Genomic DNA, 16,210 nt, shown 5'->3' with positions numbered 1-16,210 from the left:
TAACATTATTTTGTACCAGAACAAGTAAAATAATTCTATTTTTAGACTTTATTTGTAAAAAGAACAATACTTACACTTTTAGGTATTGTTTTTTGCATTATGTAAAAAAAAAGAAAGTATGTATTGCTACTTTTTGAAAAAGAGTGGGCTGTTCCTTTTTTGATGCACAAAACGGATTATTAATTAAAACTAAACGAAGATGATAAAAAAACAAATACTCGGTTTACTATTAGGGGTGATACTACAAACGACAAGTGTTTGGGCTCAAAATAAAACAAAATATACCGCCGTGAGTCTTGATAAAAAAGTATCTGCTTTGGTAAAAAAAATGACGCTTGAGGAGAAAATTGGGCAACTCAATCAATACAATGGATTTTGGGATGTAACAGGGCCGAAGCCTCAAGAAGGCAAAGCCGCCAAAAAATATGAGGATCTAAAAAAAGGGTATGTAGGTTCCATGCTTAATGTAAAAGGCGTAAAAGACGTGCGTGCTTTGCAAAAAATTGCCGTAGAAGAAACTCGTTTAGGAATTCCGCTTTTATTTGGTTTTGATGTCATTCATGGGTATAAAACCATCAGTCCTATTCCGTTAGCGGAGTCGGCCAGTTGGGATTTAGAAGCCATAAAAGCCTCAGCAGCTATGGCGGCAGAAGAAGCAGGAGCTGTTGGAATCAATTGGACTTTTGCTCCTATGGTGGATGTAGGGAGAGATGCCCGTTGGGGACGCGTGATGGAAGGCGCTGGGGAAGATCCCTATCTAGGAAGTTTAATTGCCAAAGCTAGAATTGAAGGATTTCAAGGCGATTTTAGTTCTAATAAAAATATTTTAGCTTGTGCCAAACATTTTGCAGGCTATGCTTTTTCAGAAGCAGGAAGAGATTACAATACTGTGGATATTGGAGAAGCTGTTTTGCATAATATCGTTTTACCTCCTTTTAAAGCTGCAGTTGAAGCAGGGGTTTTATCTTTCATGAACTCTTTTAATGAACTCAATGGTGTTCCTGCCACCGGAAATCCTTATTTACAACGAAAAATTTTAAAAGGAGACTGGGCTTTTCCTGGTTTTGTAGTGTCTGATTGGGGCTCTATTCTTGAAATGCAAAATCATGGGTATGCCAAAGATTTAAAGCAATCTGCTGAATTTGCTATCAATGCCGGATCTGATATGGACATGGAATCCTATGCTTATATTGATCATTTGGCAGAATTGGTACGAGAAGGAAAAGTAAAAGAAAGCCTCATTGACGATGCTGCAAAAAGAATTTTAAGAACCAAATTTTTGTTAGGATTATTTGATGATCCCTACAAATACTGTGACGAAGCTCATGAAGCAGCCACAGTGGGTAAATCGGAATTTCAAAATACGGTTTTGGATATGGCTAAAAAGTCTATTGTTTTGCTAAAAAACACCAATGACCTTTTACCGCTTCAAAAATCAGGAAAAAAGATTGCTTTGATTGGCGCTTTAGCGGCGGATAAAACGAGTCCATTAGGAAATTGGCGTTTGGCCGCTGACGAAAATACAGCGGTGTCTCTTTTGGAGGGGATGAAAACCTATAGCGGCAACGAACTTACCTATGCCCAAGGAGCTCTCGTGGTAACCGAACAACCTAAATTTCCTTTTGAAGCGCTCGTGAACACTACCGATAAAAGTGGTTTTCAAGAAGCTATTGATCTTGCCAAAAAAGCGGATGTTGTGGTGATGGTTTTAGGAGAACACGGAATGCAATCTGGAGAGGCAAGAAGCAGAGCTGATATTGGTTTGCCTGGTGTACAACAAGAATTATTAGAAGCTGTTTATGCTGTGAATAAAAACATAGTTTTGGTACTTCAAAATGGCCGCCCATTGGCTATTCCATGGGCAGATGAAAACATTCCTTCGATTGTGGAAGCCTGGCAATTGGGGACTCAAAGTGGCAATGCCATTGCTCAAGTGCTATATGGCGATTACAATCCAAGCGGAAAATTGCCCATGACTTTTCCAAGAAATGTGGGTCAAGTACCTATTTATTATAACCATAAAAACACAGGTCGCCCGTATGCTTTAGATCCAGGAACAGTATTTTGGTCCCATTATAATGATGAAAAAAATGCACCACTTTATCCTTTTGGATTCGGTTTAAGTTATGCGAAATTTGAGTATTCAGATATGAAATTATCTGCCGCCACTTTTAAATCCAACGAAAAAATCGAAGTTTCGGTCACAGTAACTAACTCCGGCAAAGTTGCAGGTAAAGAAGTGGTTCAGTTATACATTCGTGACTTGGTTGCTACAGGAACACGCCCAGTATTAGAGCTAAAAGGTTTTGAAATGATAGAATTGCAACCTAATGAATCTAAAAAAGTGAGTTTTACCATTGATGAAAAACTGTTGGAATTCTATTCCGCCAATAATAAATGGGAAACCGAAAAAGGCGATTTTAAAGTATTTGTGGGTGGAAATTCAGCGCAAACACTACAAGCCGATTTTCAATTAGTCCAGTAACAAAAGGAACGTTTTTTTACTATTTTATTGAAATCCGTTGTTCGTTTTAATAACGTGCAACGGATTTTTTCATTGCGCTCCTTGCGGTTGAATTTTTTAAACCATTTAGGGCATATAAGGTCATTTAAGTTTTTCCTTTGCGTTCTTTGCGTAAATCATTGCGTTCCTTGCGGTTAAATTTTTTAAACCATATGAGGCATGTAAGGTCATTTAAGTTTTTCCTTTGCGTCCTTTGCGTAAATCATCGTGTTCCTTGCGGTTAAATTTTTTAAACCCAATCCTGAATCGTGTGAGTTTTATAAAATTGAAAACTTAATTTTCTTAATCTCTTAATGGTAGCCATTATCTACTTATTCTCTCGCAGACTCAATTCAGATTTACATCTTTTTTTATTTTGATCAAAAAAAAACATAAAAAAATCCCTAAAACATTGGCTATCTAGATAAATTTTTGTTAAATTTGATGCATTAACTAACCAAAACTTTATAAAGCCTATAGTCCAAAACTACTTTTTTAGAGAATTTCCCCAAATTAAAACTAAGCTAAAAAGTATGACTATGGTTATCAAACACTTTACCGATGCATCTTTAGTGCAAGATTATGTTTCAGGTAATGAGGCAGCACTAGAAGAATTAATAAAACGTCACGAATCTAAAATATTCGGTTTTATTTATTCTAAAATCCCTGATCGCGACATCGCAAATGATGTATTTCAAGACACTTTTATCAAAGTAATCCGAACCTTAAAATCTACTTCCTACACTGAAGAAGGAAAGTTTTTACCTTGGGTAATGCGAATTGCTCACAATTTGATTATTGATCATTTTAGAAAAAACAAACGCATGCCTCTTTATCGAGACACGGAAGAATTTTCTGTTTTTTCTATCATGACAGACGATTCGTTAACCATCGAAAATCAGTTAATTAAAGCCCAAGTCGAGATGGATTTGCGCCGTATTATAGAGGAATTGCCTGAGGATCAAAAAGAAGTCGTGATGATGCGAATGTACCAAGATATGAGCTTTAAAGAAATCTCAGAAACAACAGGAGTAAGCATCAATACTGCTCTAGGTAGAATGCGTTATGCCTTACTTAATTTGAGAAAAGTTATTGAAAAACACCAAATTGTATTGACCAACTAATACTAAAAATACTTTTTTGTCGTTATCTCTTCAATAATAGTTTTTTAACTCATAATTATTGAAGGATATGGCAAAACTTTACGCTAAGAAAAAGGACAAAAATAAAGAAATGAAGCCAAAACCAGAAATCGTTTCTTTTTTATTAAATTATTCTAAAGCATTAACGGTACTGAAAACAGCACACGCATCGTTTGAATTCGTTAAGAATTAATACCAACGAAAAAAAGCAAAAGACTATAATTAGTAGCCTTTTGCTTTTTTTTCGTTGTAATGTATAGTTTAGTTCAATTTTCCAATCTTTCAATCTTTCAATCTTTCAATCTTTCAATTTTCCAATCTAAACCTGTGCTTTCACCACCGATTTCCGGCCAATAGTTCTTGTAATAATGTCTTTTTCAAGATTCCAACCTCGAGCAGGGGAGTATTCTCTACCGTACCAAATAATTTGTAAGTGCAAATCATTCCATAGCTCTTTTGGAAACAAGCGTTTGGCATCTTTTTCTGTTTGTACCACGTTTTTTCCGTTGCTCAAATTCCATCGATACATCAATCTATGAATGTGCGTATCTACCGGAAAAGCAGGCACTCCAAAAGCTTGTGACATCACTACACTAGCCGTTTTGTGTCCCACCGCCGGTAATTCTTCTAGCAGTTCAAAGCTTTGTGGTACTTGGCCGTTATGCTTCTCAATCAAAATTTCTGAGAGACCGTAAATGCCTTTAGATTTCATTGGCGACAAACCACAAGGACGAATAATTTCTTTGATTTCTTCAGCCGAAAGCTTCACCATATCATAAGGATTATCCGCCTTAGCAAACAAAATAGGCGTGATTTGGTTCACTCGAACATCCGTGCATTGTGCAGATAATAACACCGCAATAAGCAGCGTGTAAGGGTCTTTGTGATCAAGAGGAATAGGAATCGTAGGGTATAAATCTTGTAAAGTTTCAATTACAAAGGCAACTTTCTCCTGTTTGGTCATAGCATTGTTTTTTATAAAAAGTAAGGTTTTATCCTTTATAAATATAATTTCTTATAAGTAGCATTTCTTTAATTTTTTGTAGCAATTAAATTCAATTTGGAACTTAATGTGTAGGGAAATTAAGTTAAAAAATAATACCTAAATTTCCTATTGGCAAAAAACACCCCCCCCATTTTTTAATCCACTCAATTCGAAGTAAAAACTAAAAGTAAAAGTAGTTTATTTTTTATAATGTGCCTAATCCAGCTATCCGTTACAAGTCCTCCCTCAAAACCGTATTTTTCTAAGCCCCAAAAGGAGCTTCCGTTGGTCGCTCTTTTGGGGCAAGAAAAATGCGGTTTTTCAGTCCGGGCTTTTCACTACTATCTGGGGCATACTAGGAGTATAAGACGTATAGGGATTTAAAAACGAACGTTTGGCTACGCTTTTAACACAGCAGGGGATTCGCATTTAAAAAAAGTTAGCCACAAATTACACCAATTGACACTAATTGTCATCGAAACTGAAATTGAATGTCACGAATTCCAGCAACATTAATAATTCGTGTCATTAAAACACATTTTAATTCGTGATTCATTAGTGAATTCGTGGTGGATATTTTTAAAAGCGAATGCCCTGTTAACACAGCAATCGCTCTAAACCCAAAACACTTTTTTTAGTATCTTTACCCATAAAATTAGACAAACATGAAGTTAGACATACTAGCCTTTGGCGCACACCCAGACGATGTAGAATTAGGTTGTTCAGGAACGATTTTAAAAGAAATATCCTTAGGTAAAAAAGTTGGTATTGTGGATCTTACTCGGGGCGAACTCGGTACGCGCGGATCTGCTGAAATTCGGGATCAAGAAGCAGCGGCGGCAGCCAAAATATTAGGCGTTTCCATACGTGAGAATTTAAAATTCAGAGATGGCTTCTTCGTTAATGATGAAGCACACCAACTCGAAGTCATAAAAATGATCCGAAAATACCAACCCGACATAGTGATTTGCAACGCTATTGACGACCGGCATATTGATCATGCTAAAGGAAGTCAACTCGTTTCGGATGCTTGCTTTTTATCCGGTTTGGTTCGTATTGAAACTACGTTCGAAGGTGCATTGCAAAAGGCTTGGCGCCCAAAAGTAGTCTACCATTACATCCAATGGAAAAACATTGTTCCTGATTTTGTGGTAGACGTTTCCGGTTTTGAAGCACAAAAAACAGCCTCCATTTTAGCCTATGGGTCTCAATTTTACGATCCGAATTCTAAGGAACCGGAGTCACCCATATCAAGTAAAAACTTTTTAGAAAGCCTAAATTACCGTTCCCGCGATTTAGGTCGCTTAACAGGCGTAGAACATGCTGAAGGTTTCACAGTGGAAAGATATTTGGCAGTCAATAGTTTAAGTGATTTGAAATGATTTTATTGTATTTTTTTTGAAAAAACCTTTGCAAAAGCAAACTATTGTTCTATCTTTGCAACCGCTAAGCAAAAATGGTGGTTGTAGCTCAGCTGGTTAGAGTAGCGGTTTGTGGTGCCGCGGGTCGCCGGTTCGAACCCGGTCAGCCACCCAAAAAATAAAAGCCTTGAAGAAATTCAAGGCTTTTTTTGTGCGTACTATTTTGCAGCCTAAGTTTGGGATTATCGGGGATCAAAGCAATTTGTAAAATAGCAAATGATCACCTTTCATTTTTTGGTTATATGTACTATATTGCATAAAAATCCAAAATTGGTTTATGGTTGAGCAAAATACTTATAACGAAGACAATATACGTTCACTCGATTGGAAAGAACACATCCGAATGCGTCCTGGAATGTACATCGGAAAGCTTGGAGACGGTTCATCACCCGATGATGGTATCTATATTCTTTTAAAAGAAGTATTAGACAACTGTATTGATGAGTTTGTAATGGGCGCCGGAAAATCTATCGAAGTGACCATTAAAGATAAAACGGTTGCGGTTCGTGATTATGGTCGTGGAATCCCTTTAGGTAAGGTGATCGACGTGGTTTCTAAAATGAATACAGGAGGAAAGTATGACTCTTTGGCGTTTAAGAAATCGGTAGGATTGAATGGAGTTGGTACCAAGGCAGTAAATGCTTTGTCTAATTATTTTAGAGTAGAATCGGTTCGTGATGAGAAGCAAAAAGCAGCCGAATTTTCTGCAGGAAATTTGGTTTTGGAAGAAGATATCATCGAAACCACCAAGCGTAAAGGAACCAAAGTTACGTTTATCCCAGACGAAGCCATTTTTAAAAACTATAAATTTAGAAATGAGTATATCGTAAAAATGCTCAAAAATTATTGCTACCTAAATACGGGATTAACGATAATTTATAACGGCGAAAAATATTTTTCTGAAAATGGATTGAAAGATCTATTAGATGAAAATATTGCCGAGGAAGATATGGTGTATCCCATTATTCATCTTAAAGGGGATGATATTGAGGTAGCCATGACCCATAGTAAATCGCAATATAGCGAGGAATACCATTCATTTGTAAACGGACAAAATACAACGCAAGGGGGTACGCATTTAGTCGCTTTTAGAGAAGCGGTGGTTAGAACCATTCGTGAATTTTATAACAAAAACTTTGAACCTTCAGATATTCGTAAATCAATCGTTAGTGCGGTTAGTATCAAGGTGATGGAACCTGTTTTTGAATCCCAAACCAAAACCAAATTAGGTTCTACCGATATGGGTTCTGAGCCAGGAATGGCATCGGTGAGAACGTTTGTGAATGACTTTGTGAAAAATAAATTAGACAATTTTTTGCATAAAAATCCAGAAACTGCCGATTTGTTACTTCGAAAAATTCTACAGGCTGAGCGTGAACGAAAAGAATTATCAGGCATTCGAAAATTAGCGAAAGACCGTGCAAAAAAAGCCAGTTTACACAATAAAAAATTGAGAGACTGTCGCGTGCATTTACCAGACATCAAAAATCCAAGATATTTAGAAAGTACGTTGTTTATTACCGAGGGAGATTCGGCTTCTGGGTCGATTACCAAATCGCGTGATGTGAATACACAAGCGGTTTTTAGTTTGCGTGGAAAGCCTTTGAATTCTTACGGAATGAGTAAGAAGATTGTGTATGAAAATGAAGAATTCAATTTGTTGCAAGCGGCATTGAATATCGAAGAAGATATGGGTGACTTGCGCTACAACAATATTGTAATCGCCACCGATGCCGATGTCGATGGAATGCACATTCGCTTGTTGTTGATTACCTTTTTCTTGCAATTTTTCCCTGAATTAATCAAAGAAGGGCATTTGTATATTTTACAAACGCCACTTTTTAGGGTTCGAAACAAGAAAGAAACCATTTATTGCTATTCTGATGAAGAGCGCAGGGATGCCATTGAAAAATTAAAACCCAAACCAGAAATCACTCGATTTAAAGGACTCGGGGAAATTTCGCCAGATGAGTTCAAAAATTTCATTGGAGAAACCATCCGATTGGATCCTATTATGATGGATAAAAACACCTCAATCGAGCAATTATTGTCGTTTTATATGGGTAAAAATACCCCAGACCGACAAGAGTTTATCATCAAAAACTTGAAGGTAGATTTGGATGTGATGGAGAAAGAGTAATATTTTAGAAATGAATAAAAAAACGTTAGTACTCCTTATTTTAGCTTTTGCCCTAGGTTTTGGTGGGACATTTTTTATTATCAGAAGCAATGATCATAAAGAATGTGGAATAGTTACCAAAAAAGTGAAAGACAAAAACGGAAATTGGGTGACCACAGAAGAACATATTTGCAAAGAAAAGTATGCTTTTTAGTGAACTTCAATTTAACTTTTTTAGTTGTGACAAATGACTCCAACTAGATAAAGTTCCAATAGTAAAATTTTGTTTCTGTTTAATGGAAGACATTGAAAATATATCAATTCAAATAGAGAATATTCATTCTTATTTCAGCGATTACGCTAATCGCCAGGTCAATTATGCTTATACATTGCGTAATTGGTTGATTGGTATGTACTTGTTTGAAATTGAACAAAAGGGAAAAGATAGGGCTGAATATGGTGAAAAAATATATAAGAATTTAGCAAAAAAATTAAAAGAGAAAAACATAAAGGGTATGTCCTTTATGATGTTGCATAGTTTTAAAAACTTCTTTTTGACCTATCCCTCAATTATTCAATTAGTCACTGAGCAGTTTCAAAATATTGAAAATGAAAAGTTTGTAATTCTCCAATCACTGATTGGAGAATTCAATTTAGAAAAAAAAGCAATTCGACATTCAGTAATTGAACAATCTAAAAGTAGAGAAGAAGTAAAATCTATTGCAGTTGAAAATCCTAGTTTATTTATTAGCAAAATAAGTTTTACACATATTTTGGAGTTCATTAAAATAGAAAATGCCTTGCAAAGGAGTTTTTATGAAATCCAGACTGTAAAAAACAATTGGACGGTTAGACAACTTCAACGAGAAATTAATTCACTGCTTTTCGAGCGAATTGGTTTGATTACTAATAAAGAATTACTTTTAGATAAAGTCAAAAATGATCATTTTAATGCTTTTTCTGATATAGTAAAAAGTCCCTATATTTTAGAATTCTTGAATATTCCTGAAATAACGACTTATTCAGAAAATGATTTAGAACAAAGTATTATCAATCATTTGCAACAATTTCTGATAGAATTGGGACGTGGATTTTGTTTTGAAGCGAGACAAAAAAGAATTTCATTCAATAACAAGCATTACAGAATTGATTTAGTTTTTTATCATCGAATATTAAAATGCCATATATTAATTGATTTGAAAATCGGAGAGTTTGACCATTCAGATGCCGGACAAATGAATCTTTATTTGAATTATTTCAAAGAAAATGAAAGGACAGAAAATGATAATCCTCCTATAGGTATTATTTTATGCAGTCAAAGAGATGCTGCTTTGGTTCATTATGCTACGGGTGGATTATCACAAGAAGTTTTTGTTAGCAAATATAAATTGCAACTTCCAACGGAAGATGAACTTAAAGACTTAATTAAAAACGATGTAAAATCTTTTCAAAATATCGATTAAAAATATCATAAATGAAAGACGAAGAAGAAGATAACATCCTTCCGAACGAAGACGAAAACAACGACGCCAGTTTTGATGCCAATGATCAAGAAGGGTTCGATGATATAGCGACTTCAAGTGGGATGCACCATTTTTACGAAAATAATGCAGACGAGCACGATACCATTACCAAAGTTACAGGAATGTACAAAGATTGGTTTTTGGATTATGCTTCGTATGTAATCTTAGAACGTGCCGTACCCGCGATCGAAGACGGATTCAAGCCGGTGCAGCGCCGTATTATGCATTCGTTAAAAGAATTAGACGACGGTCGTTATAACAAAGTAGCAAATGTGGTGGGACACACTATGCAATACCATCCTCACGGGGATCAGAGTATTGCCGATGCTATGGTACAAATTGGTCAAAAAGATTTATTGATTGACTGCCAAGGAAACTGGGGTAATATTCTGACGGGCGATGGCGCAGCTGCTTCTCGTTATATTGAGGCACGTTTGTCCAAATTTGCCTTAGAGGTATTGTATTCTCCTAAAATTACAGATTGGGGCGTGTCCTATGACGGTCGTCGTGCAGAACCGAACAATCTTCCTGTTAAGTTTCCTTTGCTTTTGGCACAAGGTGCTGAGGGAATTGCGGTGGGGCTTTCTACCAAAGTGTTACCTCATAATTTCAATGAGTTAGTAGATGCATCGATTAAAATTCTGAAAGGAAAACCCTTTACGTTGTATCCAGATTTTATGACTCAAGGAATTGCTGATGTGTCCAATTATAATGACGGAATGCGTGGAGGACGCGTGAGAGTACGAGCGAAAATAGCGCAGTTGGATAAAAATACCTTGGTGATTACCCAAATTCCGTTTTCGACGAATACCTCTAGTTTGATTGAAAGTATTTTGAAAGCGAATGAAAAAGGGAAAATCAAAATCAAGAAAATCGAGGACAATACTGCTGCCGAGGTTGAGATTTTAATCCATCTTTTCCCGGGTGTTTCTCCAGATAAAACCATCGATGCCTTGTTTGCTTTTACGGCTTGCGAAACGTCTGTGGCGCCATTAGGGTGTGTGATTGAAGATAACAAACCGCTTTTTATTGGGGTTTCGGATATGTTGAAAATTTCGACCGATCGTACTGTAGATTTGTTGCGTCAAGAACTCGAAATTCAATTAGAGGAGTTGAAAAATAAATGGCATTTCGCTACTTTGGAGAAAATATTCATTCGAGAAGAAATGTATATTGACTTTAAATTGTACTCCGATAGAGAAGGGCTGTACCGATATATGTACGATCGTTTTGAGCCTTTTAAAGCCTCCTTTGTAAGAGAAATAAACGACGATGATTTGCAAAAACTAACGCAAATCCCAATGATTCGTATTACGCGTTTTGACTCGGATAAAGCCGATGATTTCATTGCGAAATTAGAGGATGAAATGAAGGAAGTGCAACATCATTTGGATCACATCATCGATTTTGCGATAGCTTATTTTTCCAAACTTAAAGAAAAATACGGCAAAGGAAGAGAACGTCAAACCGAACTCCGCATTTTTGATGATATCGAAGCGACTAAAGTGGTTTTGCGTAATACCAAACTTTACGTGAATCGCGAAGAAGGATTCGTGGGAACGAGCCTGAAAAAAGATGAATATGTAGTGGATTGTTCCGACATCGATGACGTGATTGTGTTTTTGCGTGATGGTAAAATGATGATTACCAAAGTCGATGCGAAAACTTTTGTGGGTAAAGACATTATTCACGTTGCTATTTTTGATAAAGGCGATAAACGTACGATTTATAATGTGATTTATCGTGACGGAAAATCGGGTCCGTCTTACATTAAACGATTCAATGTTTCGGGCGTTACCAGAGATAAAGCCTATGATTTGACCAATGCTACAGCAGGTTCTCAAATATTGTATTTTTCATGTAATCCAAATGGTGAAGCTGAGGTAATTACTATTATACTGCGGCAAGTAGGCAGCATTAAAAAATTGAAATTTGATATTGATTTTGCCAATTTAGCCATTAAAGGAAGGGCCTCTAAAGGAAATTTGGTTACTAAATATCCCATCAAAAAAATCGAATTAAAAGAGAAAGGTATTTCTACTTTATTACCTAGAAAAGTTTGGTTTGACGATACCGTACAGCGATTGAATGTAGATGGAAGAGGCGAGTTATTGGGCGAATTTAGACCAAGCGACAAAATATTAGTCATTGCTCAAACCGGAAAACTGAAGGTTATTATTCCTGAACTGTCTACTCATTTTGATGAAGATATGATTGTTTTAGAGAAATGGAATCCTAAAAAACCGATTTCTGCTATCTATTTTGATGGCGAAAAAGAACGCTACTTTTTGAAACGTTTCTTGGTGGAGGTCGAGAATAAAGAAGAATCGTTTATTACGGATCATCCCAATTCAAAATTAGAAATTGTGGCCACGGATTATCGTCCGGTTGCCGAATTGATTTTTGCTAAAGTGAAAGGTATTCAAAAAGAAAATCAAGTGGTAGACATTGAAAGTTTTATTACGGTAAAAGGCTTTAAGGCCTTAGGTAATCAGCTCACTTCTGATAAGTTAAAACAAGTAAATTTGCTTGATCCTTTGCCTTATGAAGTGCCTGAAGAAGTAGTAGCAGCCACTTTAGAAAGTAATCCACTAGATGATGACGATATTCAATTAGAAGATGATGGGCAAGTTACCTTGTCTTTAGAATAATTCAAAAACCGTTTCCAATTTTAAAAGGGAACGGTTTTTTTTAAACCTGATTTTTATCGTATTTTAATTGTAGTGAATAGTTTAATTTTGTAAATAAAATAAAAAAAACGTTAATTTATCATGAGTTTATTTCCTTCCGATATAGAAATTGCCCAGAAAAGTAAGATTTTATCAATTAAAGCTGTTGCACATGCCATTAACATCCAGGAAGAGGATTTGGAATTGTATGGGAAATATAAGGCCAAATTGCCTTTGCAATTGCTTCAAAAAGAAGCTAAAGGTAAATTAATTTTGGTTTCGGCCATGTCGCCTACTAAATATGGTGAAGGGAAAACAACCATGACTATTGGTTTGACGGATGGTTTGAATAAAATTGGTAAAAAGGCTATTGCGGTTTTACGAGAACCTTCTTTGGGACCTGTTTTTGGTTTAAAAGGAGGAGCCGCCGGTGGAGGTTATGCTCAAGTATTGCCCATGGAGGACATCAATCTTCATTTTACCGGCGATTTTTCAGCTATTGAAAAGGCTAATAATTTACTGTCTGCTATCATTGATAATTATCTGCATCATGGTTCCTCTGACTTACATTTAGATCCTAAATCGATAGTTTGGAAACGTGTTATGGATATGAATGATCGTGCGTTGCGTCAGATCATCATTGGTGTTGGTGCCAAAGGAAACGGCGTGATGCGTGAGGAAAATTTCAATATTACGCCTGCCTCTGAAATTATGGCGATTGTATGTTTAGCGGAGGGTATCGCTGATTTGAAACGACGATTAGGGAATATTTATGTGGGAAAAACAGTGGAGGGTCAACCCGTTTTTGCTAGAGATTTGAACGTGGTAGGAGCCATGGCGGCCTTATTGAAAGAGGCTATTAAGCCTAATTTGGTACAAACTATCGAAGGAAATCCAGCAATCTTACACGGAGGTCCTTTTGCTAGTATTGCACAAGGAACTAATTCTGTGATTGCTACCAAAATGGGACTTTCTCTGGGTGAATATGTAGTTACAGAGGCGGGTTTTGGAGCTGATTTGGGTGCTGAGAAATTTTTCCATATCAAATGCGAACAATCCGGATTACGACCTGATGCCGTAGTTTTGGTTGCCACGCTAAAAGCTATCAAACATCATGCAGGTTTATCAGCAGAAGAATGTAAAGAACCCAACATTAACGCTATAAAAGATGGCTTTTGTAATTTAGAAAAACATATAGAGAATATCCAAAAGTTTGGTATACAACCCGTGGTTTGTATTAATGCTTTTCCTACGGATACCCAAGAAGAATACCACCTACTTATAGCGTTGTGTGCTCAAAAAGGCGCAAACGCTGTAGTGAGCACGGCATTTGCTGATGGTGGCAAAGGGGCCGAAAAATTGGCTCAAGCCATTGTAGATCAAGTCACGACAACAAGTGCGAATTACCAACCTTTGTATGTCAAAACGGCAACTATAGCATCAAAAATTGAGACTATTGCCACCGAGATTTATGGCGCTAGTTCGGTAGAATATTCAGCAAAGGCCAAAAAACAATTGAAAACAATTATAGAATTAGGTTTTGAGCATTTTTCAATTTGTATGGTCAAAACACCGGCTAGTTTCTCTGATGATGAGAAAAAGATTGGAAGTCCCGCTGGATTTACGGTCACCGTGAGGGAATTTGAATTTGCCAGTGGCGCTGGTTTTGTTATTCCATTACTAGGAGAGGTGATGCGCATGCCTGGATTGCCCAAAATCCCTAATGCTACTAGAATTGATATTGATGATGATGGGGTGATTTCGGGCTTGTCATAGCATTAGTAGAAAAAAAAAGAGAGGCTGTATTTAGTAGAAAATACAGCCTCTCTTTTTTATTTCTTTTTAGTTTTCATATTCAATATTTCAACGAACAGAGAAAATGAAATGGCAAAGTACAAATAGCCTTTAGGTACTGGTGTGACGTGACTTCCGAAGATTAACGCATGGGATAAATGGGCACTTTCAGTCAATAACATAAAACCAATTAAAATCAAAAAGGATAAACCTAAGATCTGAATAGAAGGATGTTTGTTGACAAAATTACCCACAGGAACAGCGAATTGCATCATGATGAAAACTGAGACAATTACAGCAGTAATCATGATGTAAATCGCCCCGTGAACACCATTGGTCATTCCTACCGCCGTTAAAATACTGTCGAATGAAAAGACCAAATCAATCATAATGATTTGCAAAATGACACTTTGAAAAGATTTTGTTGCGGCTTTTCCGAGTTCCTTTTCTTCGTGCCCTTTTTCGTCTACTTTTTCACGGATTTCGTTGGTGCTTTTGTAAATTAAGAACAATCCACCTAAGAGTAAAATAATGCTTTGCCCTGTAATTCCGGCTTGTAACCACCCCCAATCGATAGTAAGCCAAGGTTTTTTCATTTGAATTAATAGATTAATCCCAAATAACAAGGCGATTCGCATGAACATGGCCAAAAACATTCCAATTTTGGTGGCTTTTTTACGTTTTTCTTCAGGTAATTTTCCTGTGGCTATTGAGATAAAAATAATATTGTCTATTCCTAAAACAATTTCTAAAAAAGTTAAGGTCAATAAGGCAATCCAAGCATCAGGATTTAAAAACACTTCCATAGGAGTTTTAGTTTGAGGTTGAAATTAATAGAAGAAACTCAGGGTCTAAAGTTTGGTTACTGTTCCAGTTTGTTTGTCATCAGATCCAATTATATTGAATTCAAAGGTATAGGAATTATTTGAAGTAGTCAAAATTTTCATTTGAATGGCTTTTTCTTCGGCCATGTTTTTGGGATGTTTTTTTTGTAGCACATACTCACAATCATTGACCCAACGGATCGTTGCGGTATCGGTTTTTCCTTCAAAAGTTTCAATTTCGATGCTGTCTTTGCGCTCAAAAACAGTTGTTTTTTTGACGCCATTTACTTCGTATTCAAATTTGAATTTTCCAGTTTTAAAATCGGAGCAGTTGCGCTCTGCGTTGTAGCAAGAAATTAAAAATAAAAAAGGGACTAGGTAGAGCAGTTTTTTTAGTTGCATTAGTGATTGTTTTTATTCAATTTTTATATCATATTTTTCCAAAAGACCCACAATTCCTTGGGTTGAAAATTTAGCTTTTTTCATCGGATTGAATTCGGGATCAAGGCAATAATTATATGCAGTTCTAAAATCGACACCTGCCAATTGGGTATCATTAAAAATGGCGCGATCGAGATTGCAATTATCAAAGACGCTATTGTTCAGTTGTGTCCCAATGAAAGTGACTTCTTTCAGCGAACAGCCTGAAAATTGGGTTTTCGGCATTTTTTTATTGGCAAAAGAAGCATAATCCAACACGCTATCTTGAAACCCCACATCGAATAAAAAATCATCACATCCATGAAATTGAATGCCCAAGAGTTTGCAGTTTTTGAAACGAACAGTTTTTAAGCTACTCCCTGCAAGTTGCGCCATAGATAAATTGCAGTCTATAAACTCGCAATCCATAAAAGTGTTGTTGCTTAAATCACTATTGGAGAAATCACAGTTTTTAAACACGCAATCTTCAAACTCGCGATGGTTTATTTTTTGATCCACAGCGATGACCTTTTCGAAGGTTTTCTGAACGTTTATTAGATTTTCCATTAGTCGTTGAATAAAGCTTTCATAATCCATCTAAGGCCTGTGAAGATTAAGTACATCGAAGCCAAACAAGCTATGATTCCTATGCCGAGCACCAAATAATGCCAGGCAGTATGCTGGTTCATAAAGGCATTGTAAATCACGGATGGACCTATAAATAACAACGGCAAAGCACCTGATAAATATTTGATTCCTTTGGCCAAAAAATCTTTGTTAGTCATTTAAAGTGGGAGGTGTGAAGGTTGA

General features: G+C 36.3%; 14 protein-coding genes and 1 tRNA gene. 10 read left to right on the top strand and 5 right to left on the bottom strand.

All coding sequences use genetic code 11. The annotated features are described in order from the left end of the window. Positions 1-199 precede the first annotated feature (199 nt). From bglX to ACSVH7_RS05365, 3 genes are all read left to right on the top strand, one after another. A complete protein-coding gene (gene bglX / locus ACSVH7_RS05375) occupies positions 200-2,485 on the top strand; it encodes a beta-glucosidase BglX (RefSeq protein WP_438065663.1) in 2,286 nt (761 codons plus the stop codon). A 557-nt stretch (positions 2,486-3,042) separates the two neighbouring features. Next, the gene (locus ACSVH7_RS05370; RefSeq protein ID WP_438065662.1) at positions 3,043-3,627 is read left to right on the top strand and encodes a sigma-70 family RNA polymerase sigma factor; all 585 of its coding nucleotides are present in this window, start codon (positions 3,043-3,045) and stop codon (positions 3,625-3,627) included. Between the two features lie 67 nt (positions 3,628-3,694). After that, a complete protein-coding gene (locus ACSVH7_RS05365; protein ID WP_438065661.1) occupies positions 3,695-3,838 on the top strand; it encodes a hypothetical protein in 144 nt (47 codons plus the stop codon). A gap of 126 nt (positions 3,839-3,964) precedes the next feature. Here ACSVH7_RS05365 and ACSVH7_RS05360 read toward each other — a convergent pair whose 3' ends face one another. Further along, positions 3,965-4,609 carry an endonuclease III domain-containing protein gene (locus tag ACSVH7_RS05360; RefSeq protein WP_438065660.1) on the bottom strand — a complete coding sequence of 215 codons (645 nt, stop codon included), beginning with the start codon at positions 4,607-4,609 and terminating at the stop codon, positions 3,965-3,967. Between the two features lie 686 nt (positions 4,610-5,295). On the opposite strand from ACSVH7_RS05360, the gene bshB1 reads away from it, so the two are divergent. From bshB1 to ACSVH7_RS05325, 7 genes are all read left to right on the top strand, one after another. Next, positions 5,296-6,012 carry a bacillithiol biosynthesis deacetylase BshB1 gene (gene bshB1, locus ACSVH7_RS05355; RefSeq protein ID WP_438065659.1) on the top strand — a complete coding sequence of 239 codons (717 nt, stop codon included), beginning with the start codon at positions 5,296-5,298 and terminating at the stop codon, positions 6,010-6,012. Positions 6,013-6,089: 77 nt separating this feature from the next. Continuing rightward, positions 6,090-6,163, top strand: a tRNA-His gene (locus ACSVH7_RS05350). A gap of 165 nt (positions 6,164-6,328) precedes the next feature. Further along, positions 6,329-8,191, top strand: coding sequence for a DNA topoisomerase IV subunit B (locus tag ACSVH7_RS05345; RefSeq protein ID WP_438065658.1), 1,863 nt, complete (start codon positions 6,329-6,331; stop codon positions 8,189-8,191). A gap of 10 nt (positions 8,192-8,201) precedes the next feature. Next, the gene (locus ACSVH7_RS05340) at positions 8,202-8,384 is read left to right on the top strand and encodes a hypothetical protein (protein WP_438065657.1); all 183 of its coding nucleotides are present in this window, start codon (positions 8,202-8,204) and stop codon (positions 8,382-8,384) included. A gap of 82 nt (positions 8,385-8,466) precedes the next feature. Next, positions 8,467-9,633, top strand: coding sequence for a PDDEXK nuclease domain-containing protein (locus ACSVH7_RS05335; protein ID WP_438065656.1), 1,167 nt, complete (start codon positions 8,467-8,469; stop codon positions 9,631-9,633). Positions 9,634-9,644: 11 nt separating this feature from the next. Then, on the top strand, positions 9,645-12,344 hold the full coding sequence (locus ACSVH7_RS05330; RefSeq protein ID WP_438065655.1) for a DNA gyrase/topoisomerase IV subunit A: 2,700 nt from the start codon (positions 9,645-9,647) through the stop codon (positions 12,342-12,344). A gap of 120 nt (positions 12,345-12,464) precedes the next feature. Next, complete coding sequence (locus tag ACSVH7_RS05325) at positions 12,465-14,138, top strand: formate--tetrahydrofolate ligase (protein ID WP_438065654.1); 1,674 nt, start codon at positions 12,465-12,467, stop codon at positions 14,136-14,138. 56 nt (positions 14,139-14,194) lie between these two features. Here ACSVH7_RS05325 and ACSVH7_RS05320 read toward each other — a convergent pair whose 3' ends face one another. From ACSVH7_RS05320 to ACSVH7_RS05305, 4 genes are read right to left on the bottom strand one after another with little or no spacing between them, the layout of a single operon-like run. Next, positions 14,195-14,962, bottom strand: a complete 768-nt coding sequence (locus ACSVH7_RS05320) for a TerC family protein (protein ID WP_438065653.1) — start codon at positions 14,960-14,962, stop codon at positions 14,195-14,197. A gap of 45 nt (positions 14,963-15,007) precedes the next feature. Then, positions 15,008-15,382, bottom strand: a complete 375-nt coding sequence (locus ACSVH7_RS05315) for a DNA topoisomerase IV (protein WP_438065652.1) — start codon at positions 15,380-15,382, stop codon at positions 15,008-15,010. A 12-nt stretch (positions 15,383-15,394) separates the two neighbouring features. After that, entirely contained in the window at positions 15,395-15,967 is a 573-nt protein-coding gene (locus ACSVH7_RS05310; RefSeq protein ID WP_438065651.1) for a pentapeptide repeat-containing protein, read from the bottom strand. Continuing rightward, a complete protein-coding gene (locus tag ACSVH7_RS05305; protein ID WP_438065650.1) occupies positions 15,967-16,185 on the bottom strand; it encodes a DUF6095 family protein in 219 nt (72 codons plus the stop codon). The genes ACSVH7_RS05310 and ACSVH7_RS05305 overlap by 1 nt, the downstream gene beginning before the upstream one ends. Positions 16,186-16,210 lie beyond the last annotated feature (25 nt).

This window comes from Flavobacterium sp. TSSA_36, assembly GCF_051547165.1.
Lineage (GTDB): Bacteria > Bacteroidota > Bacteroidia > Flavobacteriales > Flavobacteriaceae > Flavobacterium.
This window is presented reverse-complemented; position numbering and strand designations above follow the sequence as displayed.